Origin of the sequence: Citrobacter sp. C13, assembly GCF_014596815.2 — a bacterium.
GTDB classification, from domain to species: domain Bacteria; phylum Pseudomonadota; class Gammaproteobacteria; order Enterobacterales; family Enterobacteriaceae; genus Citrobacter; species Citrobacter portucalensis.
This window is the reverse complement of the sequence record NZ_CP115024.1, coordinates 3,408,555-3,430,732: the sequence shown is the minus strand read 5'-3', so window position 1 is coordinate 3,430,732 and position 22,178 is coordinate 3,408,555. Positions and strand designations below refer to the sequence as shown.

Sequence of the window (22,178 nt, the reverse complement as noted above, 5' to 3'; positions counted from 1 at the left end):
GTGTGATTCTCCGGAAAGGATCTTTAATTGTGATAATGATGAACTTGTGAAATCTGAGCTAAGAACCAGGTGACGATCAGCAGATCGGCGCAGCCTCCGGGACTGAGGTTGCGTTCAATGCACTGTTGGTCGAACTGGTGTAGATATTCGAGATCGGCAGGGGTACGAATCCCCCCTTGCTGCATCAGGGCGGTGGCCTGCTGCTGTAGCCAACGCAGACCTTCTGCGCCGCCACGTGAAGCCACGTTGGTGTCGCCGTTGATAGACATCAGCAGCAATAATGTGTCGAGTAACGCCAGTTCAGGGTCGCGGCCCTGAGTCAGCAGTGCGCGGTAGTGCGGCAGGGCATGCTGGATGACTAGCGGATATCCCGCTTCGGCTTCGCCCCGTGCGCCGGTTAATCCCAGTTGCTGATAAAGACGTTGGCCAGCCGTGAGTTGTTGATTGTTCTGGCGCAGTTCGCGCTCGGTCAGGCCACGGCAAAATGTTGCTGCCGTAGAGCAAATGGTTTCAGCGGTAACAGTGAGTTGGAGCTGGTGCAGGCGGCCAATGGCGGCGCACAGCAGTCCCAGTGAAAAGATGCTCCCTTTATGGGTGTTCACCCCGGCGGTGGCGCGGAACATATCGGCTTCGCAGGCCATGCCCAGCGGGCGCAGTCCTTTCAATACATCCTCAGGCGACAGCTGTGCGCTAAACGCCCCATATTCAATAAAACGTGGCAGCCATGACTGAATCGCTTCAGCGCTGCGATGAAAATCTTCCAGCGCCATATCTTTATGCGCGCCGTTGTTAATACGATCTACCAGACCGGGTTTGGGCGACAGGTTGACTTCAGTCAACATGGCGCGCCACGCAAGCGTTGCGTAAGCATCAGGCAGATCCAGAGGGAGGACTGCGTTATTGGTTGATGTTGCGGGAATCGGCATCATGCAGCAGTGCCTCCATCTGAGTGAGTAAGTCGGAAAGCGCGTGGGTTTTACCCCGCGCACAGTCGGCAGCACTTTGCTCGCACAGCAGACAGCGGCGGGCAGGGAGTGCGAAATGACGCCGGGACAGAATTTCCCCTTCAGGGGTCAGGACATCGATGTCCCATAGCCGTCCCAGCGGGTGTGAATGCTCAAGTTCAATTGTGGCGAGCTTGAGGTCGTGGGCCGGAGCCTCAATAGACAAAAGACCTTCTGGACCGCTGGCAGAAACCAGCGCTGTTTGCTCCCTGACAATCCAGGTGGATTGTTCCGCCAACGCGAGCAAGGCGGTTACGCCGTGATTAAAGATACGACGGGTTAATTCGCTGTCTTTAATCGGTCCCGGTGCGACGACGGTAAACGAGACCAGCGGCGCAGAGTGGCGTGTCAGCCACTCCTGTTGCCTTGCCTGTCTCTCATCGCGGCTGGCGAGCAGCTCGGGAATGGAAACCGCGTGTCGGGTGGCGTGTTCAGGGAGCAGGTGCATGGCTTATTCCTTCACCTGATGCACAACGTCAATCACTGAACCATCGCGGTAACGCACAACGGCAATCACGCGGTCAGTGAATTCGATAGCGCGTGGCTGACCGGTGAGCTGCTGTGCACGTTCGCGCAGCCATTCAATGGACACCACTTTCATACCGGCTTCTTTCAGACGTTCTGCCAGTTCCGGACGTGCAGGGTTGACGGCGATACCGTGGTCGGTGACCAGAATGTCAACGCTGGAGCCTGGGGTTACACAGGTCAGCACGTTATCAACCAGGGTCGGGATGCGTCCGCGAACCAGCGGCGCGACGATGATAGACAGCGCAGCGGCAACCGCAGTATCACAGTGACCACCGGATGCGCCGCGCAGTACGCCGTCAGAACCGGTCAGTACGTTCACGTTGAAGCTGGTATCAACTTCCAGCGCGCTGAGCACCACGACGTCCAGACGATCGACGGATGCGCCTTTTGAGCTCCAGTTGGCATACTGGTTGGCACTGATTTCGATATGGTTTGGATTGCGGGCCAGCGATTCCGCGGCGTTACGGTCAAAGCTCTGAACGTCCAGCAGTTTGCGAATCAGGCCTTTTTCGTGCAGGTCAACGATGGTAGCGGTAATGCCGCCCAGCGCGAAGTCGGCACGGATATCGCGGCTGCGCATTTTGTCTTCCAGGAAACGCGTAACGGCCAGAGAGGCGCCGCCGGTTCCTGTCTGCAGTGAGAAGCCTTCGTTGAAGTAGCCGGAATTAGCAATGACCTCAGCCGCGCTACGGGCGATTAACAGTTCACGTGGGTTGGTGGTCATGCGGGTCGCATCGGCACCAATTTTGTCAGCATCGCCAACCTGATCGATCTGCACGATCAGATCTACCTGATCCTGCGTAATGCTGGCCGGGTTATGCGGATAGGTCAGCAGCTGTTCAGTCAGCAGGACAACCTGTTTCGCGTTTTCGGCGTCTACGCGGGCATAGCCCAGTGAGCCGCAGCACGCTTTACCGGTATAACCGTTGGCGTTGCCAAACTGGTCGCAGGACGGCACGCCGAGGAACGCCACATCAATGCTGAGTTCGCCACTTTGCACCAGGTGCACGCGGCCACCGTGGGAGTGAATTTGTACCGGTTCGGCCAACAGGCCAAGTGAGATTTCTTCCGCCAGCGGACCACGCAGACCGGAGGTATAAATGCGGCTAACCACGCCCTGACGGATGTGCTCAACCAGTGGAGCATGACAGTCGCTCAGAGAGCTGGAGGCCAGCGTCAGATTTTTAAAGCCCATATTGGCGATGGCGTCCATCACCAGGTTAATCGTCAGATCGCCACCACGAAAAGCGTGGTGGAAAGAGATGGTCATACCATCCTGTAAACCTGAACGACGAATAGCGTCTTCCAGGTTAGCGCACAGCTTTTTGTCGCGCGGTTTTTGCGCCTGCAATTCTACTTTTGCGGTGCTCTGATAAGCGGAAAGCTCACTTTCTGCATGACGGCTCCAGGTCGCCACGCGATCCTGGCGTTGAGACTGTTCGATTTTCTGCGTCATTTTTTTGCCTTATTCTTCGCGAATGCCGGAAAGTTCTGCACGGGAGATAACCAGAAGGGCGCGCTCGATAACCGGGCTGTCGACCATTTTGCCGTTCAGGGAAACTACACCACGACCTTCGCGAGCAGCGGCTTCAGCGGCTTCCACAACCAGACGGGCGTGAGCCAGCTCTTTGCGCGTTGGGGCGTACAGGTTATGCAGGAGTTCGATCTGGCGCGGGTTGATGAGCGATTTGCCGTCAAAACCCAGTTGCTTGATGTGTGCGGCTTCGTGCAGGAAACCCGCTTCGTTGTTGGCATCGGAATACACGGTGTCGAACGCCTGAATACCGGCAGAACGTGCAGCCTGCAAAATAGAGCAGCGGGCAAACAGCAGTTCAGTACCTTCCGGTGAGCGCTCAGTGCGCAGGTTACGTACATAGTCTTCCGCACCCAGGGCAATACCGATCAGACGTTCGGAAGCATGGGCAATTTCTACCGCGCGGGTAATGCCTAACGGCGATTCGATGGCAGCCAACAGACCGGTGCTGCCTGGCTCACGGCCACAGGCATTTTCGATACGCAGAATTTCGCTTTCGATGTCGATGACATCCTGCGCGGTATCGGTCTTCGGTAAACGTACGATGTCAGCACCGCCGCGTACCACAGCTTCAAGGTCGTTGATTCCCCATTCGGAGTCGAGGGCGTTTACACGCACGATGGTTTCAACGTCGTGATACAGCGGATGCTGCAGCGCGTGGTACACCATGCGGCGAGCGGTATCTTTTTCACGCAACGCGACGGAGTCTTCCAGGTCGAACATCAGCGCATCTGCCGGGTAGATGAACGAGTTGCTGACCATGGCGGCATTGGCGCCCGGTACGAACAACATGCTGCGGCGAGTACGGGTTTTACGTTGCTGCAAAGATTCGGAAATCACTGGCAATCCTCCCATGGCAGTGCCGGAATACCGCCAGCGCGGGCCAGAAGTGCTTCCAGTCGCGCACGTAAAATGCAGTCCAGTGCGCCTTTATCATCAACATTCAATTGCACGCCGCGTACGTTGTAGCGGGACAGAACGTCCAGAATGGTGGCCCGTATGGCATCACCGAACTGCTTTTCGACGCTACTGTTAACCTGCAGGTCAATATCCTGCGAATCGAGTGGGGCGATGCGAATCATCACATCACCGGACTCGAGTGTGCCTGCGACGGCTGCCTGGTTTATTTTCATTTTTCACCTGTTGCTAATGCGGGGGTATTTTGGCGGACTGCCGCACCCGATGAGGCTCGTTCAACCATGCTTTGCAGATACTGCAGCGTGGCGTCAGGGACCAGGGATGCGATAGCCGTGAGATCTTTTTTAACCAGCAGCTTGCGCACCCAGGAGGCGGAAATCGGCATCTCCTGGAAACACAGCCGCTCAATTTCCACCAGTTCAATCGGCGGGGCGGGAAGCGTTGGGGTCTCCAGCCAGTAACGCATATCGTTGTTATACTGGGAGGTGACAGTGCAATACGGCTCAGTACCGACGAAGCGGTGCGTGACGCCGAGAGCCGGAGCCAGATACTGGCGGAAGATTTTCAGGTCTATTTCGGTGTAGCAGTGGTTAATAACGCTCTGCTCTTTGATGAAGTAACACGGGAACGTGGCGCGGGAAATGATGTACTCCGAACCGCGATGCACGGTTAAACGTGGAATGTCTTTTGTTCCTTTAAGCACCAGATCCAGGCGGTCTTCATACGGAAAACGTGAGGTATCTTCTTTCACCAAAAACAGATGCAGCCAGTCACATTGCGCGGCTGCCTGTTGGATCAGAAAACGGTGTCCGTTGGTGAAGGGGTTGGCGTTCATGACGATACAGCCAATTTTTTTCCCATCATGACGCTGTTTTGCCAGTGATTCGGCGTAGCGTTTCAGACGTGTGGTGCTGTTTTCCATCAATACCATAATGCCGGGAACGCTGGTGAGCGTAGAAAAACCGCACTGTTTAAACAGCGATTCGTACTCGGTTTTGGTATAGATGAAGAGGTGCGTACAATGGCGTTCATAGGCAAGGTTGATTAACTCGGTCGCCAGCGTTAGCGCTAAACCCTCGCCGCGGACAGATTCACAGATTGCGACACACTTAATAATATTCCCAGCGATACCACCGCAGGCAATCAGACGGTCGTCACGGGTGACGGTGATAAATACTTCGACGGTCGTATCTACGCTCAAATCATTCTCTTTCAGAAATTGCGCGATAGCCGCCATCTTTTTATTTTCTGAGCGTTTAACTTGCGTGAATATATTATTACCGAACATAGTGAATAGAGCCCCGATGCTATATTTGTTACTGGGTTTCTGTTTTTGTTGCTCTGTTTAGCAACCTGATAACGTTTTGTTTGCAATTGAAGGGAATGGTTTTTTATTACGGAGTATTTCTTTTTTTCCCTGCTGCATACATCGTAAGGGGTATTTTGGAGGTAATTTTTGATTTATTTCACAATAAGTTAGAAGGTTTTAATGTGTTTTATGGTTTTAAGTTTTTTAATTAATTTAACCCTAAAATAAGGTGTGGTTTTAATTTGTTTAATTGATTTAAGGTGGGGAATCTGCAACGATCATGTTTTATACCATAACGTGTAAATAGAACATTTTAATTACAACTACAATGAGAAATTAGTTTTAGTTAACGTCGGTGAGGAAAAATGTGATGACAGAACAGAAAAATAAAACACGGTTTCCTTTTTTCCGCAGTCTGGCGTTTCCTTTACGTATCTTTCTGCTTATTCTGGTCGTTTCTGTTTTTATCATTGCCGCCCTGGCACAATACTTTACCGCCAGCTTTGAAGATTATCTGGCAACGCATGTCCGCGATATGGCAATGAATCAGGCCAAAATCATCGCCTCTAACGACAGTATCATCACGGCGGTTAAGCATCGTGATTACAAGCGGCTGGCGACGATTGCCGACAAACTGCAGAGCGGAACTGACTTCGACTATGTGGTTATCGGGGATACCAACTCCATTCGTCTATATCATCCGAACCCGGAAAAGATTGGCTATCCGATGCAGTTCACCAAACCCGGCGCGCTGGAAAAAGGGGAGAGCTACTTTATTACCGGTAAAGGGTCCATCGGGATGGCAATGCGCGCTAAAACGCCCATCTTTGATGACGATGGCAAAATCATTGGCGTAGTCTCAATTGGTTATCTGATCAGCAAAATCGATAGCTGGCGATCGGACTTCTTACTTCCGATGGCCGGCGTGTTTATCCTGCTGTTGCTGGTACTTATGCTGCTCTCCTGGTTTTTCGCTGCCCATATTCGTCGGCAGATGTTGGGTATGGAACCGAAACAAATTGCGCGGGTGGTACGTCAGCAGGAAGCGTTGTTTAGCTCGGTATATGAAGGATTGATTGCCGTGGATCCTGATGGATATATCACCGCAATAAATCGCAGTGCGAGGAAAATGCTGGGGCTGTCTTCACCTGGGAGAAAGTGGCTTGGAAAACCGGTGAGTGAGGTGGTTCAGCCAGCGGACTTTTTCACCCAACAGATTGCGGAAAAACGACAGGATGCGATGGTCAACTTTAATGGACTGAGCGTTATCGCCAACCGTGAGGCGATTCGCTCCGGTGACGAACTGCTTGGGGCAATCATCAGTTTTCGTAGTAAAGATGAAATTGCTACTCTTAATGCGCAGTTAACGCAGATCAAACAGTATGTAGAGAGCCTGAGAACGCTGCGTCATGAGCACCTGAACTGGATGTCGACCATCAATGGTCTGCTGCAAATGAAAGAGTATGACAAGGTTCTGGCCATGGTGCAGGGAGAATCCCAGGCGCAACAGCAACTGATTGACAGCCTGCGCGGCGCGTTTGCCGATCGTCAGGTAGCCGGTCTGTTGTTTGGCAAGGTGCAGCGCGCGCGGGAACTGGGTCTCACCATGACTATTGTTCCGGGCAGCCAACTGCATCAACTCCCCGAGGGGCTGGATAGCACAGAGTTTGCAGCAATTGTTGGCAATCTGCTTGATAATGCATTTGAAGCGAGCTTGCGCACCCAGCAAGGCAACAAGGTCGTAGAGCTTTATTTGAGCGATGAAGGGGATGACGTGATCATCGAAGTTGCCGATCAGGGATGCGGTGTGCCGGAAGCATTGCGTGAAAAAATATTTGAACAGGGTGTGAGCACCCGTACCGATGAACCAGGTGAACATGGCATCGGTTTGTATCTTATTGCAAGTTATGTGAGGCGCTGTGACGGGGTGATTACGCTCGAAGATAACTCCCCCTGCGGCACCTTATTTTCTTTATTTCTTCCGAAAGTGAAAAAAAACAATGACGGAACCATTAACGCTATTGATCGTTGAGGATGAAACGCTACTGGCGGAAATGCATGCTGAATATATCCGCCATATACCCGGCTTCAGCCAGATTTGGCTGGCGGGTAATCTTGCGCAGGCGAGGATGATGATTGAGCGTTTTAAGCCCGGTTTGATTCTGCTCGATAACTACTTGCCGGACGGCAAGGGAATTACCTTATTGCATGAGCTAACCCAGGCGCGTTATCCGGGCGGTGTGGTGTTTACCACGGCGGCCAGCGACATGGAAACAGTCTCCGAAGCTGTGCGCAGCGGCGCGTTTGATTACCTGGTCAAACCCATTGCCTACGAGCGGCTGGGGCAGACCCTGACGCGTTATCAACAGCGTCGACGCATGTTGGCCGGTAATGATAGCGCCAGTCAAAAGCAGATAGATGAGATGTTTAATGCCTACGCGCGGGGCGAGCCGAAAGGGGATTTACCGACCGGGATTGATGCGTTAACGCTGAATGCAGTGTTGAAATTATTCGCCGATCCGACGGTACACCATACAGCAGAAACGATCGCCCAGGCGCTCACCATCAGCCGAACGACTTCCAGACGCTACCTGGAGTACTGTGCCAGCCGTCATTTGATTATTGCGGAGATTATTCACGGTAAGGTGGGTAGGCCGCAGCGTATCTATCACGGCGGCTAAATGCTAATTTCTGACGTAGGCCGGATAAGATGCTTTAGCATCGACATCCGGCAACGTTGCAGTCGAAATGCCGGATGCGGCGTGAATGCCTTATCCGGCCTACATTTCACTGAGTATCAGCCGCCAACGACGGCTGAAGAAGAGCCTGGTACCATCACTTCAGTTGCGATAATCACAACCAACAGCCCAACCAGAACCGGAACCGAAGTACGTTTCACCACTTCGAACGGAGAAATCTTCGCCATACCTGCAACAGCAACCACCACGCCGGAGACCGGGGAGATTGTGCGTCCAAGGTTTGACGCCTGCAGCATCGGGATAACAAGGTAAGCTGGGTTAATGCCGGAGGAATGCGCCAGCTTAGGGATCATCTCAACGAAGGCATAGAACGGAGCGTTACCGGAACCCGTAGTCATTGCCGCCAGCATAGTCAGGATCACCAGCACCATCATCAGAATAATGCTCGCCGAACCAAACGAGGTGGCGATAGAAATCAGACTCTGAATAAAGCCGATTGTGCTCAGACCCTGGGCAAAAACACCCGCAGCGACTAACAACATCACCACGTTAGCAAAGGCATCCGCCATGCCACGGTAAGCGACTTCCAGACCAGAGAAAACCTTTTGGGTGTTGAACCCACGTACGAATTCCAGAATAGCTGCGATGAGCATGCACAGAACCAGAATCGTAATGATATGCAGCTGCGGGCCCCATTTACCATCAAAAATCAGGACGCCAACAATCGGGGTAAACGGCAGAATGGCGTAAAATGACGGGGCAGTCGTGGTGATTTCAGCTACATCTAACATTTCATGAGAAATGTTCTCTTTTTTATCCAGAAAACGCTGCCAGAAAAAGTGGGCAATCGCCATAGCAATGATGGCGGCAATGGAAATTGGCAGCGTGGTTTTAAAGGCGAAATCGATCAGCGGCATTTCCGCCGCTTTTGCCGCCAGCACCACATCACCGGATGTTGGTGAAAGAATAATTGCAGCAGGGGAGGCGCAAATGGCCGCTGCGGCGCCACGGCTGATCCCTACGTTAACCATGACCGGGAACAGTGTTGCCATCAGCAATACGCCCAGACCGGTTGCTGACGAAACCGCCAGTGACATCAGGCAGGCGACAAAATAGGCGGCAATCATTAGCAGGTAAGGAGAGTTGATGTATTGCAGAGGCTTGGAGGCCAGCTTAACGACCATATCGTTCGCGCCAATATGGGTCATATAAGCGGCAAAACCACACAGCATCATGATCATCATGCCGAGATCGCCACCACGGCTCATCAGCAAAATTTTAATATATTCAACAATGTCTGTTGCCGTATAGCCTGTCGATGCCGCGCTGGACGGCAAAACTTTATGCCCCATCAGCGCACTGATAATCAGCAAAACCAGACCGCCAACAAACAGTACGCCTGTCGCGGAATAACCTTTAATGATGTAGCGCGCTACACCCACAATAACCACAACCCCAATAAGGAGTTCAATAAATGTCAACATCGTTTCCCCTGTCGCATTGCTGCCCAGAAAGTAAAAAAACTAAAAAAAGTAAAAAGTGGTGACAGAATGTGCCTAATAAACCGATAACTCTTGCTGATTAAAATCAATAAAAATACGGATTCAAGCGATGGCTAAGCCGATTTTTCAGCATCGTGGTTAAAAAAAGAATCTCACAATAAAAAACTGTGAAGTGCAGCGCCGCTGTGTGTGTTTTGTGGTGATATTGATTCTTAATTGTTAATTTATTGTAATGTTATTTAACTTTTCCCGCAGGAAAGAACAATTTAATGGCAATAAAGAGAAAATAGTTCCTATCAGATGACTCAATAAATTCATGGATATTTATCTTAAAAATTATAGGCTGAGGATTATTCTGATTTTTTAGCTGCGCATTTTTGTTAAGCTAACATTAAGGTTGGGTTTGCTACAATTAATAATAAATCCCAGGATGGTAATTAAGTTGTGATTGTCGCTAAACGATATTTTCTCATTTTTTCATTTCTTTTTATTCAGTTAGCTTTCATTCCCCAGGGCGCTGCTGAAGATAAAGGTTGGTTCGCTACTTTTAAAGACAATGTCAGTGAAACCTGGCAGCAGCCAGAACATTATGATCTGTACGTGCCGGCTATTACCTGGCATGCGCGTTTTGCTTATGATAAAGAAAAAACGGATCGCTACAATGAACGCCCATGGGGGGCGGGCTTTGGTCAATCTCGTTGGGATGATAAAGGTAACTGGCACGGGCTTTATATAATGGCCTTTAAGGATTCCTACAATAAATGGGAACCCATTGGTGGTTATGGGTGGGAAAAAACCTGGCGACCGCTGGCAGATGAAAATTTCCATACAGGTCTCGGTTTTACCGCTGGTTTTACCGCGCGCGATAACTGGAACTACATTCCGGTACCCGTGCTGTTACCGCTGGCATCGATAGGGTATGGTCCGGCAACGTTCCAGATGACCTACATTCCGGGAACGTACAACAACGGTAACGTCTACTTTGCATGGATGCGTTTCCAGTTTTGATGGACTACCTGTATTGTCAGGTGGATTATTAAAAAGTCTTTTGAAAACAGTGTGATATTAACTTTAACTGAAAAATAACGCGACATTTATCACTTTTTGATAAAGTTCGACTGGACAAAGTCCACCACAATTGTTGTACTGATACCCGACACAGCATTTGTGTCTATTTTTCATGTAAAGGTAATTTTGATGTCTAAGATTAAAGGTAACGTTAAGTGGTTTAATGAGTCCAAAGGATTCGGTTTCATTACTCCGGAAGATGGCAGCAAAGACGTGTTCGTACACTTCTCTGCAATCCAGACCAATGGTTTTAAAACTCTGGCTGAAGGTCAGCGTGTAGAGTTCGAAATCACTAACGGTGCCAAAGGCCCTTCTGCTGCAAACGTAATCGCTCTGTAAGCATACGACAGCAAGCATTCAAAACCCGCTTAATTGCGGGTTTTTTTTCGCTTCAGTGCGCGGGAGAGGCTGAAACCAGCCAGAATGCCAGGGCGGTCATCGCAAATGATCCCAACAGATTAACCAGTACATTCACCATAGCCCAACCAAAGCGTCCTTCCTGTAGCAAAAACACCACCTCAGCTGAGAAAGTGGAGAACGTTGTTAGTCCCCCGCAAAAGCCAGTGGTAATCAGTACCTTCCACATTGGATCAATGTTAGTCATGCGATTAAACCATGCCAGACCCATACCAATGATAAATGCGCCAAGTAAGTTTGCAGCCAGCGTACCGAATGGGATGGCCTGATGGAGCGGGTTAAACCTCATGCTCAACATCCATCTTGCTACACTACCTGTACCACCACCGATAAAAACCGCTAAAAGGAGTTGTAACACTGCATAATCCTGCTATTTGATTGTATATAGGATGAGTGTAACGCTGAATAATCGTGGTTGGCGAGCCTAACAACGTTTTCTGGAGGAAATATGTTCGTTGCAGCAGGGCAATTTGCCGTGGGACCTTCATGGGAAAAAAATGCAGAAACCTGCGTCTTATTGATGTCACAGGCTGCAGGAGAGGGGGCGTCGCTGCTGGTATTACCGGAGGCGCTTCTGGCCCGTGACGATCTGGACCCTGACCTGTCAGTGAAATCAGCTCAACTGCTGGAGGGCGGATTTTTGACGCGCTTGCTGCGAGAAAGCGCGCAAAACGAGATGACGACAATCCTGACAATTCATGTTCCTTCTGTGCCAGGCCGGGCGTTTAACATGCTGGTGGCGCTACGGGCAGGTCAGGTCGTGGCCCATTACGCTAAATTACATCTCTATGATGCCTTTTCGATTCAGGAGTCACGTAATGTGGATGCAGGGGACGCCATAGCGCCGCTGCTGGACGTAGACGGGTTAAAAGTAGGGTTAATGACCTGTTATGATCTGCGCTTTCCTGAGCTGGCGCTGGCGCACGCATTGCAGGGAGCGGAAATTCTTGTCTTACCCGCAGCCTGGGTTCGGGGATCGCTTAAAGAACATCACTGGGCTACGCTTTTGGCGGCAAGAGCGTTAGATGCGACGTGTTACTTGATTGCGGCGGGAGAGTGCGGTAACAAGAATATCGGCCAAAGCAGGGTCATCGACCCCTTTGGTGTGACCATTGCTGCTGCGGCAGAAACGCCTGCGCTAATTATGGCCGAGGTTTCCGCCGAGCGGGTGAGGCAGGTTAGGGCACAACTCCCGGTGTTAAGTAACCGACGCTTTGCGCCACCGCAATTATTATGACGTTTTTTTAAACAAGGCTTGATTCACCTTGTTACAGATTGCTATTGTGTGCGCGCGTCGAAAGGCCGTTAATATTCTCAGGTTAATATGGCGCTTTATGCAGCCTGGTTTAAGTCAAGAAGGTATCTATGGGTGAGATTAGTATTACCAAACTGCTGGTGGTTGCCGCACTGGTTGTTCTGCTGTTTGGTACCAAGAAGTTACGTACACTGGGTGGAGACCTGGGAACGGCAATCAAGGGCTTCAAAAAAGCAATGAACGACGATAATGCCGATGCTAAGAAAGATGCTGATGGTAGCGTTCAGGCTGAGAAGCTTTCTCATAAAGAGTAATGTCAGGAGCATGATGCTCATACTGCATACTCTGCATGAAAAAAAACCGGCAATTTGCCGGTTTTTTTATTGCTGAAATGTAAGTGAGTATTACACGATCACTTCACTTCCAGCCCTTTGGCCTGCATATCAGCATGGTATGAAGAGCGAACGAATGGACCGCAGGCTGCATGGGTAAAGCCCATTGCCATAGCTTCGGCTTTCATCTCATCGAACTCATCCGGGCTCACATAGCGTTGAACCGGCAGGTGATGGCGGCTTGGCTGTAAATACTGCCCCAGCGTCAACATGGTTACACCATGACTGCGCAGGTCACGCATGACCTCAATGATTTCCGCATTGGTTTCGCCCAGACCGACCATCAGACCTGATTTGGTCGGAATCTCCGGGTGCGCTTCCTTGAAACGTTCCAGAAGCTTCAGTGACCAGTTGTAGTCAGCACCTGGACGAACATTGCGATAAATACGTGGTACGTTTTCGAGGTTGTGGTTAAACACATCCGGCGGGGTGGCCGTGAGGATATCCAGCGCACGATCCATACGACCACGGAAGTCAGGCACCAGCGTTTCGATTTTAATCGACGGGCTTTTCTCACGAATAGCGGTGATGCAGTCAGCAAAGTGCTGAGCACCGCCGTCACGCAGATCGTCGCGGTCAACGGAGGTAATGACGACATAGCGCAGCGCCATGTCAGCAATCGTCTGAGCAAGTTTTAACGGCTCGTTAGCATCAGGAGCAACCGGACGGCCATGGGCAACGTCACAGAATGGGCAACGGCGGGTACAGATTGCGCCGAGGATCATAAAGGTTGCAGTTCCGTGATTGAAACATTCAGCCAGGTTAGGGCAGGAAGCTTCTTCGCAGACAGAGTGCAGGCCATTTTTGCGCATTGCCGCTTTGATGCCCTGGATGCGAGTGGAGTCCGCTGGCAGTTTTATTTTCATCCATTCCGGTTTACGCAGCAGGGCTTCACGCTCTGTTGCCACATTTTTTACCGGGATAAGAGCCATCTTATCGGCATCGCGGTATTTAACACCGCGTTCCATCACAATGGGTTTACTCATAGCTTGCGTGTTCCAGTTGCGAATTACGAAGGAAAGCGTTTCAATTCAAGGGAATGTTGCATTTATCAACTATTTTTGAATTAGTGATACGCAGTATATCATTGAAACGGGCCAGAAAGCAGCCTGACAGGCTGGCAAAATGTAAAATAGTTGTTGTTTTGTGCCATTTGCCACAACATATGCCGCGGCAAAGTATGCGCGTATTTTCAGTCCGCGATGTACTCGTGCGGTGGGTTACCTAACAGCGTCAGAATGTTAGCCAGCAGACGGGGGCGAACGCTCTCGGTCGTGGCGGTGCTATCCCACTGCGATACCTTCGCCATCTCCATTCCGGCATAACCACAAGGATTGATACGCAGGAAAGGCGACAAGTCCATATCCACGTTGAGCGCTAAGCCGTGAAATGAGCATCCTTTACGAATACGTAACCCCAAAGAGCAGATTTTCTTCTCACCGACATAAACACCTGGCGCATCGGCTCGCGGGTGGGCGTCAATACCGATTTCCGCAAGGGTATTCACAACGGTTTGCTCCAGCAGCGTAACCAGTTCGCGAACGCCAAGTTTACGACGCTTCAGATTCAACAGCACATACATGACCTGCTGGCCCGGTCCGTGGTAGGTCACCTGGCCGCCACGATCGCTCTGGATCACCGGAATATCGCCCGGCATCAGTACGTGTTCTGCTTTCCCTGCCTGACCCTGGGTAAAGACAGGATAATGCTCTACCAGCCAGATTTCGTCATAACTGTTTTCATCGCGGGTATCGGTGAATTCGTGCATGGCCAGAGAAACTGGCTCGTAAGGTTGAAGACCGAGCTGGCGGACAAGAATTTTATCCTGATACAAAACGGCATCTCCGTAGATACTCACATAGAGTAGAGAATATAAAAGAGGGGAAAAAGTATATCACAGGAGGGAGGGGTTACCCGAGCGGGGATGCAGCGGGTAACCAACAGGTTTTTACAGCACCATGCGAACGATATCGATATTGCCTAATTCTTCGTACAGCGTTTCAACCTGCTCAATGTGTGTAGCAGTAATAGTGATTGAGACCGAGTGGTAGTTGCCTTTGCTGCTCGGTTTTACCGTCGGAGAGTAATCACCTGGCGCATGGCGCTGTACCACTTCAACCACCTGATCAACCAGCTCAGGCAACGCCTGCCCCATTACTTTGTAAGTAAATGGAGTAGGGAATTCAAGCAGTTCGTTAAGTTTGGTTTTCATGTCAGCTCCGGCGTTACATCAATAAATAATAACTCCCACAGCGCGTGGGAGTTATCTGGATACCTAGTATATGGGGACGTAAATCACACTTTCAAGTGTTCGATTTTTAGCCAAACCAGTGATGGAACATTAATTTAATGTAATCAATGATTTTCCCAAAGAAGTTGCCTTCAGGGATTTCCTGCAGGACTACCAGCGGGCGCTGCTCAATAGTTTTGCCATCAAGCTGGAAGTTGATGGTGCCGACAACCTGGTTTTTCTGCAGCGGTGCGTGCAGTTCCGTGGTGTTCAGCACATAGCTTGCTTTCAGATCTTTCATGCGGCCGCGCGGAATAGTCAGGTAGACATCTTTATCTACGCCTAACGATGCACGATCGGTATTACCAAACCAGGCGGGCTCTGAAGCAAACTCTTTACCGACTTTCAGTGGGTTCACGGTTTCAAAGAAACGGAAGCCCCAGGTCAGCAGTTTTTTACTTTCGGTTTCACGACCTTTATAGGTGCGGCCACCCATGACGGCGGAGATCAGACGCATCTGACCTTCGGTTGCGGATGCAACGAGGTTATAGCCAGCCTTGTCGGTATGACCGGTTTTGATACCGTCGACATTCAGGCTGTTATCCCACAGCAGGCCGTTACGGTTTAACTGACGGATGCCGTTAAAGGTGAACTCTTTTTCTTTATAGATAGAGTATTCGTTAGGGACGTCGCGAATCAGCGCCTGACCAATCATCGCCATGTCGCGAGCCGAGCTGTACTGACCGTCAGCATCGAGACCATGAACGGTCTGGAAGTGGGTGTTTTTCAGGCCCAGCGCGTTCACATAGCTGTTCATCAGACCGACGAAAGCATCCTGGCTACCGGCTGCGAAGTCCGCCATTGCCACGCACGCGTCATTCCCGGATTGCAGGTTGATACCACGGATAAGCTGAGAAACAGGAACCTGCATGCCAGGTTTCAGGAACATCAATGATGAACCTTTAAAGACCGGGTTACCTGTAGCCCAGGCGTCATTGCCGACGGTGACCAGATCAGTTTCTTTGAATTTCCCGGCTTTCATCGCCTGGCCGATGACGTAGCTGGTCATCATTTTGGTCAGACTGGCGGGATCGCGGCGAGTGTCAGCGTTCTGTTCTGCCAGAACTTTGCCTGAATTGTAATCAATCAGGATATATGACTCCGCATCGATCTGCGGAACACCCGGGATCATGGTTTTAATATTCAGGTCATCGGCATGGGCAGCAGAGAGAGAAGCTGCGCAGAGAGCCGCGGTGAGCGCCATACGCTGCACGAAACGAGCGGAAAAAGTGGTCTTCATGGTCTGAACTACGACGTCCGTGATGAAATTAAAAAAAGTGCCCTACTATAGCAAATGCAAAACGGGCAGGCATCTGACTTTCCGCGTGACTTTGTTAATGTCATTTACAGAAACTGACAGTTCAGATACCTGATTTACGTTATTACACGCCGGTGATGAAGGACTGTAATTGCGCCTCGGCTTGAAGACGCTGCTGCAATGTGGAGGCTTCAGCTTTGCTGGCGAACGGCCCCATCTGGATACGCCAGACTGCGCCGTTTTGTACCACCCGACCTGGGACGCCAAATTGCTGGCTTAAACGTTTTTGATACTGCTGCGCACGCGACTGCTCGCTGACTGCGCCAACCTGAACCACGTAGCGTCCGTTGGCGACTGCCGCTGGCGCAGGTGCAGCGACGGCGGCTGGTGTTGCTGCTGGTGCGGTTGGTGTTACCGGTGCGGTGGTGGTCGGTTGCGGAGCCGGAGTCGGCTCGCTACCTTCCAGCACGCCAGCAGCGAGCGTGGTCGGCGCACCGAGGAATCCACTGCTGTTCACTGGCGCACCGGTTGTATCATCGCTTTTCAACGTGGAATTGCTGATCGGACGAATATCGCCTTGCGGCTGACCCGCATCCGATGGCGCAGGCATGCTGCCCATATTGCCACCGCCGCTTAAATCAGGACGCGCGGGCAGGGCATAGGTTTGTTTCGCTACCGTGGTACAAGCCATTCCCGGCCCGGACAAGGAACCATCCTGGGCGACGATGATCGGGTCGATACGCACTTTGGTATTGTTGGAGGTATTCAGACGGTCGGCTGCTGCACGTGAAAGTGAAATCACGCGATCGTTGCCATAAGGGCCGCGATCGTTAATGCGCACGACAATCATCCTGCCATTTGCCAGGTTAGTTATTCTGGCATAGCTTGGGACTGGCAGCGTCGGATGCGCAGCGGTTAACTGCATCGGGTCGAACGCTTCACCAGACGCGGTTAAGTTGCTTCCGGGTTCCGCATCATAGATAGCGGCAAGCCCTGCCTGGCTAAAGCGGGAAGGGTCCTGGACGATTTTGTAGCTCTTACCATCACGCTGATAGTCCTGATTCGCCGTTGGGTTCAGGGGTTCAAAGCGCGGATCGGCCCCGCTGATTTCAACAATCGGACCATTACACACCGCAGGCTGCGGCGCGACAGCACCCTGTTGCTGACCATCATCACTCGAACACGCCGCGAGCATTCCTGCTGCGATGCAGATACCAAGCCACTGCTTACGCATTGCGTACCCCTTACACGCTTTTCGACAACATTTTTCTATGGGTATGGATCGACATAACAATCCCGAACCCAGCCATCAGCACGATAAGTGCCGAGCCTCCGTAACTGACCAGTGGGAGAGGAACGCCAACCACGGGCAGAATACCGCTCACCATACCAATATTTACGAAGACATAAACGAATAATATCAACATTAAACCACCCGCCATAACGCGACCAAAGGTGGTTTGCGCGTGGGCAGCGATCCATAATCCGCGCATAATCAGCAAAATGTACAGCGCCAACAGAATTAAGATCCCTACCAGACCCAGTTCTTCCGCTAATACCGCGAAGATAAAATCTGTATGACGTTCGGGTAAAAACTCAAGCTGCGACTGCGTACCGTGTAGCCAGCCCTTACCACGTAGACCGCCGGAGCCAATAGCAATTTTAGACTGAATGATGTGATAACCCGCACCCAGCGGATCAGTTTCCGGATCGAGTAACATCATGACGCGCTGACGTTGATAATCATGCATCAGGAAGAACCACAGTATCGGGATAAACGCCGCAACCAGGACCACTGCAACACCGATTAAACGCCAGCTCAAACCAGAAAGGAACAGAACAAACAGACCGGAAAGGGCGACCAGAATTGAAGTTCCGAGGTCTGGCTGGGCGGCCACCAGCAGGGTGGGCATAAATATCAGCACTAACGCAATGGCGGTATTTTTTAGCGATGGCGGGCAAACATCACGGTTGATGAAGCGCGCGACCATCAGCGGCACGGCAATCTTGGCGATTTCGGAAGGCTGAAAACGCACAATCCCCAAATCCAGCCAGCGCTGCGCGCCTTTGGAGATAGCGCCGAAGGCATCTACCGCCACCAACAGAATGATGCAAAAGATGTAGAGATAGGGTGCCCAGCCCTCATAAACCCTGGGCGGGATTTGCGCCATCACCACCATGATGACCAGGCCCATCGCGATCTGACCGACCTTGCGCTCCATCATGCCAATATCCTGGCCGCTGGCGCTCCAGATGACCAGCGAGCTGTAAACCAGCAGCGCCAGCAAAATAAGCAACATCGTGGGATCGATGTGGATTTTGTCCCAGAATGTTTTTTTGTTCGGATTATCCGTCACGATTATTGGTCCTCCGCTGCTGCAACCGCGGGGTTTTCTGCAGGCAGATTGGTGTTATTGTCGCCCAACATAATGTGGTCAAGGATCTGGCGCATAATGGTACCCACAGCCGGGCCCGCGCCACCGTTTTCAAGGATTATGGCGACAGCAACCTGGGGCTTATCATAGGGTGCGAAGGCCGTCATCAACTTGTGGTCACGTAAGCGCTCGGCGATCTTATGTGCGTTATAGGTTTCATTGGCTTTCAGGCCAAAGACCTGTGCAGTACCGGATTTCGCCGCAATTTTGTAAGGTGCGCCAGCGAAATATTTGTGTGCAGTACCGTTAGGACGGTTGGCTACACCGTACATGCCGTCTTTTGCGATTTCCCAATAACCGGAATGAATGTCACCAACAGGTGGTTCGTGTGGCTGTATCCACGGCACTTGCTTGCCGTTTTCTGCTGTGCTCATCAGCAGATGCGGGACTTTTACCAAACCGTCGTTGATAAGGATCATCAGCGCTTTACTCATCTGGATAGGGGTTGCCGTCCAGTAACCCTGGCCGATGCCGACCGGAATGGTATCACCCTGGTACCATGGCTTTTTAAACCGTTTTTGCTTCCACTCGCGGGTTGGCATGTTTCCGGCGCGCTCTTCGGCAAGATCGATGCCCGTATATTGGCCGTAGCCAAACTTGCTCATCCATTCTGAAAGGCGGTCTATCCCCATATCATAGGCGATTTGATAGAAAAACGTATCCGCCGACTCTTCCAGAGAACGGGTGATGTTCAGATGGCCGTGCCCCCATTTTTTCCAGTCGCGGTAACGTTTTTCAGAGCCCGGTAATTGCCACCAACCCGGATCGAACAGACCAGTATTGCGGGTGATGACGCCCGCACTTAATGCAGAAACCGCGACGTAAGGTTTAACCGTCGAAGCAGGAGGGTAGACACCCTGAGTCGCGCGGTTAACCAATGGGGTATTCGGGTCATTGAGCAACCCGGAGTAATCTTTACTCGAGATACCATCGACAAACAGGTTCGGGTCGTAGCTCGGCATGGACACCAGTGCGAGAACGCCACCGGTACGCGGGTCTGTGACTACCACCGCGGCACGACTGCCCGCCAGCAGCGTTTCAATGTACTGCTGGAGTTTCAGGTCAAGGGTTAGATAGATATCGTGCCCGGCCTGCGGCGCCACTTCTTTCAACTGGCGAATGACGCGGCCACGGTTGTTCACTTCAACTTCTTCATAACCGGTCTGGCCGTGAAGTACGTCTTCATAATAGCGTTCAATACCCAGCTTACCGATGTCGTGCGTTGCCGCGTAGTTGGCCAGCTTGCCGTCTTTGTCCAGGCGGTCCACGTCTTTATCGTTGATCTTCGATACGTAGCCAATGACGTGGGTCAGCGCAGAGCCGTAGGGGTAATAGCGGCGTTTATAGCCTTTAACTTCGACGCCGGGAAAGCGATATTGATTAACGGCGAACCGTGCCACCTGCACTTCACTCAGGTTAGTTTTTACCGGAATGGAGGTGAAGCGGTGTGAACGGGCGCGCTCTTTTTTAAAGGCGGCAATGTCGTCGTCCGTCAGGTCTACGACGTTACGCAGCGCGTCGAGGGTATCCTGAACGTTGTCGACCTTTTCCGGCATCATTTCTATCTGATAAATGGTGCGGTTAAGGGCGAGCGGAATTCCGTTACGGTCATAAATGATGCCGCGACTGGGGGCGATAGGCACCAGTTTGATGCGGTTTTCGTTCGAGCGGGTCTGGTAATCAGTAAAGCGAACGATTTGCAGATTATAAAGGTTGGCGATCAGCACGCCGGTGAGCAGCAAAATCCCCAAAAAAGCGACCAGCGCCCGGCGCACAAACAGCGCGGACTCAGCCGAATAGTCGCGAAAAGAATTCTGTAGTTTCATCCGCTGCTTAATCTACTCAAGAATCAATGATCACTCACGGTGATAAGGATGGTTGGTGGTGATGCTCCACGCCCTGTACAGACTCTCCGCGACCAGAACCCGAACAAGAGGGTGAGGAAGGGTTAACGCAGAGAGTGACCAGCTTTGTTCCGCTGCCGCCTTACAGGCAGGAGAGAGACCTTCCGGCCCGCCAATCAACAGACTGACGTCACGACCGTCCAGTTTCCAGCGTTCCAGTTCAGTCGCCAGTTGCGGCGTGTCCCAGGGTTTACCAGGGATATCAAGGGTGACGATGCGGTTTTTGCCTGCGGCAGCCAGCATCTGCTCACCCTCTTTGTCGAGAATGCGTTTAATATCCGCGTTCTTGCCGCGTTTTCCTGCCGGGATTTCGATCAGCTCAAAGGGCATATCTTTCGGAAACCGACGGAGATACTCCGTAAACCCGGTTTGCACCCAGTCAGGCATTTTCGTACCCACAGCGACAAGTTGCAGCTTCACGCATTAACTCCAGAGTTTTTCCAGTTCATACAGGCGACGGCTTTCTTCCTGCATCACGTGGACAATCACATCACCGAGGTCAACGACGATCCAGTCTGCAACGTTCTCGCCTTCTACGCCGAGCGGCAGCAGGCCAGCTGTGCGGGACTCCTGAACAACGTGGTCTGCGATAGACATTACATGACGGCTGGACGTGCCGGTGCAGATAATCATGCAATCAGTGATGCTGGATTTGCCCTGAACGTCTAAGGCGATGATGTCTTGACCTTTCAGGTCATCAATTTTGTCGATTACAAAATCCTGAAGTGCTTTACCCTGCAAGTGTTCCCCCTGGGTGAAAAGAGTTAAAAACGTCTGTTAGTATACCTGAACCAGAGGCGATATCGGGACAAATGTCTCCGAAAGCGCTTTTGAAGTGCGCTATCATCCCACCCCACGCCGCAGAATGCATCGCCATTTTTGTAAAACAATTTCTGCAAAGCTCTGAAGGGCGGGAAAAGTCAGGTTGCGGAGAATAACAGCCTGTCATGGGGTGTCAATGGGAGAGAAGCCCTTCGGCAGAAAAAACAGTGCGTTCACTCCCCGTCGTGCCATACTGCCCGGCTGTTGAGCACTTTAAGAACCGCAAAATCGTCGCAAAAATCAATTGCGCTCCAGCAACCTTGTTCGACGCGAAAATGCCACATTGCTGCAGCCGGCATGGACAGCAGACGGGCGATCAACACGCTCAGAACACCCTGATGACTCACCACCAGCAGGTTTTGGCTCGTTTTGTAATCAGCGAGCTGAGCAATAAAGCGTTCCACGCGCTGGGAAAACGCCTGAAAACCTTCACCATTGGTTGGCGTCGCATTCTGCCAGTCGTTACACCACACGGCGTAGTTTTCGGCGTCTTCTCGCGCCAGATCGCGATGATGGCGCATTTCCCAGTCACCAAAAAACATCTCATTGAGCTCAGGCATGTTGCGCACAGGAACCTCGCGATCGCCTAAGATCAACTGCGTTGTATGGCGGGCACGTTCCAACTCGCTGCACAGAACGTTGTCGACAGGCACATGGCGTAACAGCGTACCCAGTGTTTGCGCCTGAGCGATACCCCGTCCCGTTAGCGGTGTGGGGGCGTGGCCGCTGTATAAACCAGCGACATTGGCTTCAGTTTCTCCATGACGTACTAACCAGAGTCTCATTTTTTCCTCTTGAGGTTATTCGCACAAAACATGATGTTTGCCCTGATTGCGCAGAGAT

The 22,178-nt window shown here is 51.6% G+C and carries 24 protein-coding genes; 6 read left to right on the top strand and 18 right to left on the bottom strand.

Annotated elements, in window-relative coordinates:
- Window positions 1-23 precede the first annotated feature (23 nt).
- The 6 genes from citG to citC are packed head-to-tail and all read right to left on the bottom strand — an operon-like array spanning window position 24 to window position 5,272.
- The gene (citG, locus tag IB222_RS16570) at window positions 24-929 is read right to left on the bottom strand and encodes a triphosphoribosyl-dephospho-CoA synthase CitG (protein ID WP_003831272.1); all 906 of its coding nucleotides are present in this window, start codon (window positions 927-929) and stop codon (window positions 24-26) included.
- Window positions 898-1,452 carry a citrate lyase holo-[acyl-carrier protein] synthase gene (gene citX, locus IB222_RS16565; protein ID WP_149384121.1) on the bottom strand — a complete coding sequence of 185 codons (555 nt, stop codon included), beginning with the start codon at window positions 1,450-1,452 and terminating at the stop codon, window positions 898-900. The genes citG and citX overlap by 32 nt, the downstream gene beginning before the upstream one ends.
- A gap of 3 nt (window positions 1,453-1,455) precedes the next feature.
- Entirely contained in the window at window positions 1,456-2,988 is a 1,533-nt protein-coding gene (citF, locus tag IB222_RS16560) for a citrate lyase subunit alpha (protein WP_149384122.1), read from the bottom strand.
- 9 nt (window positions 2,989-2,997) lie between these two features.
- Window positions 2,998-3,906 (bottom strand): aldolase/citrate lyase family protein, encoded by a 909-nt coding sequence (locus IB222_RS16555; RefSeq protein ID WP_003831275.1) that lies wholly within the window; start codon window positions 3,904-3,906, stop codon window positions 2,998-3,000.
- On the bottom strand, window positions 3,903-4,199 hold the full coding sequence (citD, locus tag IB222_RS16550) for a citrate lyase acyl carrier protein (RefSeq protein WP_003831276.1): 297 nt from the start codon (window positions 4,197-4,199) through the stop codon (window positions 3,903-3,905). The genes IB222_RS16555 and citD overlap by 4 nt, the downstream gene beginning before the upstream one ends.
- The gene (gene citC / locus IB222_RS16545; protein WP_003831277.1) at window positions 4,196-5,272 is read right to left on the bottom strand and encodes a [citrate (pro-3S)-lyase] ligase; all 1,077 of its coding nucleotides are present in this window, start codon (window positions 5,270-5,272) and stop codon (window positions 4,196-4,198) included. Before citC ends, citD begins: the two co-directional genes overlap by 4 nt.
- Before the next feature lie 391 nt (window positions 5,273-5,663).
- Here citC and dpiB point away from each other — a divergent pair, with 391 nt between their 5' ends.
- On the top strand, window positions 5,664-7,325 hold the full coding sequence (dpiB, locus tag IB222_RS16540; protein WP_126318852.1) for a sensor histidine kinase DpiB: 1,662 nt from the start codon (window positions 5,664-5,666) through the stop codon (window positions 7,323-7,325).
- A complete protein-coding gene (dpiA, locus tag IB222_RS16535; RefSeq protein WP_003831279.1) occupies window positions 7,294-7,974 on the top strand; it encodes a two-component response regulator DpiA in 681 nt (226 codons plus the stop codon). Before dpiB ends, dpiA begins: the two co-directional genes overlap by 32 nt.
- Window positions 7,975-8,090: 116 nt before the next feature.
- Here dpiA and dcuC read toward each other — a convergent pair whose 3' ends face one another.
- Window positions 8,091-9,476 carry an anaerobic C4-dicarboxylate transporter DcuC gene (dcuC, locus tag IB222_RS16530; RefSeq protein ID WP_003022136.1) on the bottom strand — a complete coding sequence of 462 codons (1,386 nt, stop codon included), beginning with the start codon at window positions 9,474-9,476 and terminating at the stop codon, window positions 8,091-8,093.
- 462 nt (window positions 9,477-9,938) lie between these two features.
- Here dcuC and pagP point away from each other — a divergent pair, with 462 nt between their 5' ends.
- Both pagP and cspE read left to right on the top strand, forming a co-directional pair.
- Entirely contained in the window at window positions 9,939-10,502 is a 564-nt protein-coding gene (pagP, locus tag IB222_RS16525) for a lipid IV(A) palmitoyltransferase PagP (RefSeq protein WP_003831280.1), read from the top strand.
- Window positions 10,503-10,691: 189 nt separating this feature from the next.
- Complete coding sequence (gene cspE, locus IB222_RS16520) at window positions 10,692-10,901, top strand: transcription antiterminator/RNA stability regulator CspE (RefSeq protein WP_000034825.1); 210 nt, start codon at window positions 10,692-10,694, stop codon at window positions 10,899-10,901.
- Window positions 10,902-10,953: 52 nt separating this feature from the next.
- Here the strand turns inward: cspE and crcB are convergent, their stop codons facing one another.
- On the bottom strand, window positions 10,954-11,337 hold the full coding sequence (gene crcB, locus IB222_RS16515; RefSeq protein ID WP_003831281.1) for a fluoride efflux transporter CrcB: 384 nt from the start codon (window positions 11,335-11,337) through the stop codon (window positions 10,954-10,956).
- A 90-nt stretch (window positions 11,338-11,427) separates the two neighbouring features.
- On the opposite strand from crcB, the gene IB222_RS16510 reads away from it, so the two are divergent.
- Together IB222_RS16510 and tatE are read left to right on the top strand one after the other, a co-directional pair.
- The gene (locus tag IB222_RS16510) at window positions 11,428-12,216 is read left to right on the top strand and encodes a deaminated glutathione amidase (RefSeq protein WP_103015082.1); all 789 of its coding nucleotides are present in this window, start codon (window positions 11,428-11,430) and stop codon (window positions 12,214-12,216) included.
- A gap of 128 nt (window positions 12,217-12,344) precedes the next feature.
- A complete protein-coding gene (tatE, locus tag IB222_RS16505; RefSeq protein ID WP_003022699.1) occupies window positions 12,345-12,548 on the top strand; it encodes a twin-arginine translocase subunit TatE in 204 nt (67 codons plus the stop codon).
- 98 nt (window positions 12,549-12,646) lie between these two features.
- Here the strand turns inward: tatE and lipA are convergent, their stop codons facing one another.
- The 10 genes from lipA to IB222_RS16455 form a co-directional block, all read right to left on the bottom strand.
- Window positions 12,647-13,612, bottom strand: a complete 966-nt coding sequence (lipA, locus tag IB222_RS16500; RefSeq protein WP_003022702.1) for a lipoyl synthase — start codon at window positions 13,610-13,612, stop codon at window positions 12,647-12,649.
- 206 nt (window positions 13,613-13,818) lie between these two features.
- On the bottom strand, window positions 13,819-14,460 hold the full coding sequence (gene lipB, locus IB222_RS16495; protein WP_149384123.1) for a lipoyl(octanoyl) transferase LipB: 642 nt from the start codon (window positions 14,458-14,460) through the stop codon (window positions 13,819-13,821).
- 114 nt (window positions 14,461-14,574) lie between these two features.
- Window positions 14,575-14,838 (bottom strand): DUF493 family protein YbeD, encoded by a 264-nt coding sequence (gene ybeD, locus IB222_RS16490; protein ID WP_003022706.1) that lies wholly within the window; start codon window positions 14,836-14,838, stop codon window positions 14,575-14,577.
- Window positions 14,839-14,944: 106 nt separating this feature from the next.
- Window positions 14,945-16,156, bottom strand: a complete 1,212-nt coding sequence (gene dacA / locus IB222_RS16485; protein ID WP_003022711.1) for a D-alanyl-D-alanine carboxypeptidase DacA — start codon at window positions 16,154-16,156, stop codon at window positions 14,945-14,947.
- A 142-nt stretch (window positions 16,157-16,298) separates the two neighbouring features.
- Window positions 16,299-17,408 carry an endolytic peptidoglycan transglycosylase RlpA gene (gene rlpA / locus IB222_RS16480; RefSeq protein WP_032942683.1) on the bottom strand — a complete coding sequence of 370 codons (1,110 nt, stop codon included), beginning with the start codon at window positions 17,406-17,408 and terminating at the stop codon, window positions 16,299-16,301.
- 10 nt (window positions 17,409-17,418) lie between these two features.
- Entirely contained in the window at window positions 17,419-18,531 is a 1,113-nt protein-coding gene (gene mrdB / locus IB222_RS16475; protein WP_003022718.1) for a peptidoglycan glycosyltransferase MrdB, read from the bottom strand.
- A gap of 2 nt (window positions 18,532-18,533) precedes the next feature.
- Window positions 18,534-20,435: a peptidoglycan DD-transpeptidase MrdA gene (mrdA, locus tag IB222_RS16470; protein WP_003831292.1), complete on the bottom strand. Its 1,902-nt coding sequence runs from the start codon at window positions 20,433-20,435 to the stop codon at window positions 18,534-18,536.
- Between the two features lie 30 nt (window positions 20,436-20,465).
- Window positions 20,466-20,933 (bottom strand): 23S rRNA (pseudouridine(1915)-N(3))-methyltransferase RlmH, encoded by a 468-nt coding sequence (gene rlmH, locus IB222_RS16465; protein WP_003022725.1) that lies wholly within the window; start codon window positions 20,931-20,933, stop codon window positions 20,466-20,468.
- Window positions 20,934-20,936: 3 nt separating this feature from the next.
- Entirely contained in the window at window positions 20,937-21,254 is a 318-nt protein-coding gene (gene rsfS / locus IB222_RS16460; protein ID WP_003022728.1) for a ribosome silencing factor, read from the bottom strand.
- Between the two features lie 254 nt (window positions 21,255-21,508).
- Window positions 21,509-22,120 (bottom strand): adenosylcobalamin/alpha-ribazole phosphatase, encoded by a 612-nt coding sequence (locus tag IB222_RS16455; protein WP_063940710.1) that lies wholly within the window; start codon window positions 22,118-22,120, stop codon window positions 21,509-21,511.
- Window positions 22,121-22,178 lie beyond the last annotated feature (58 nt).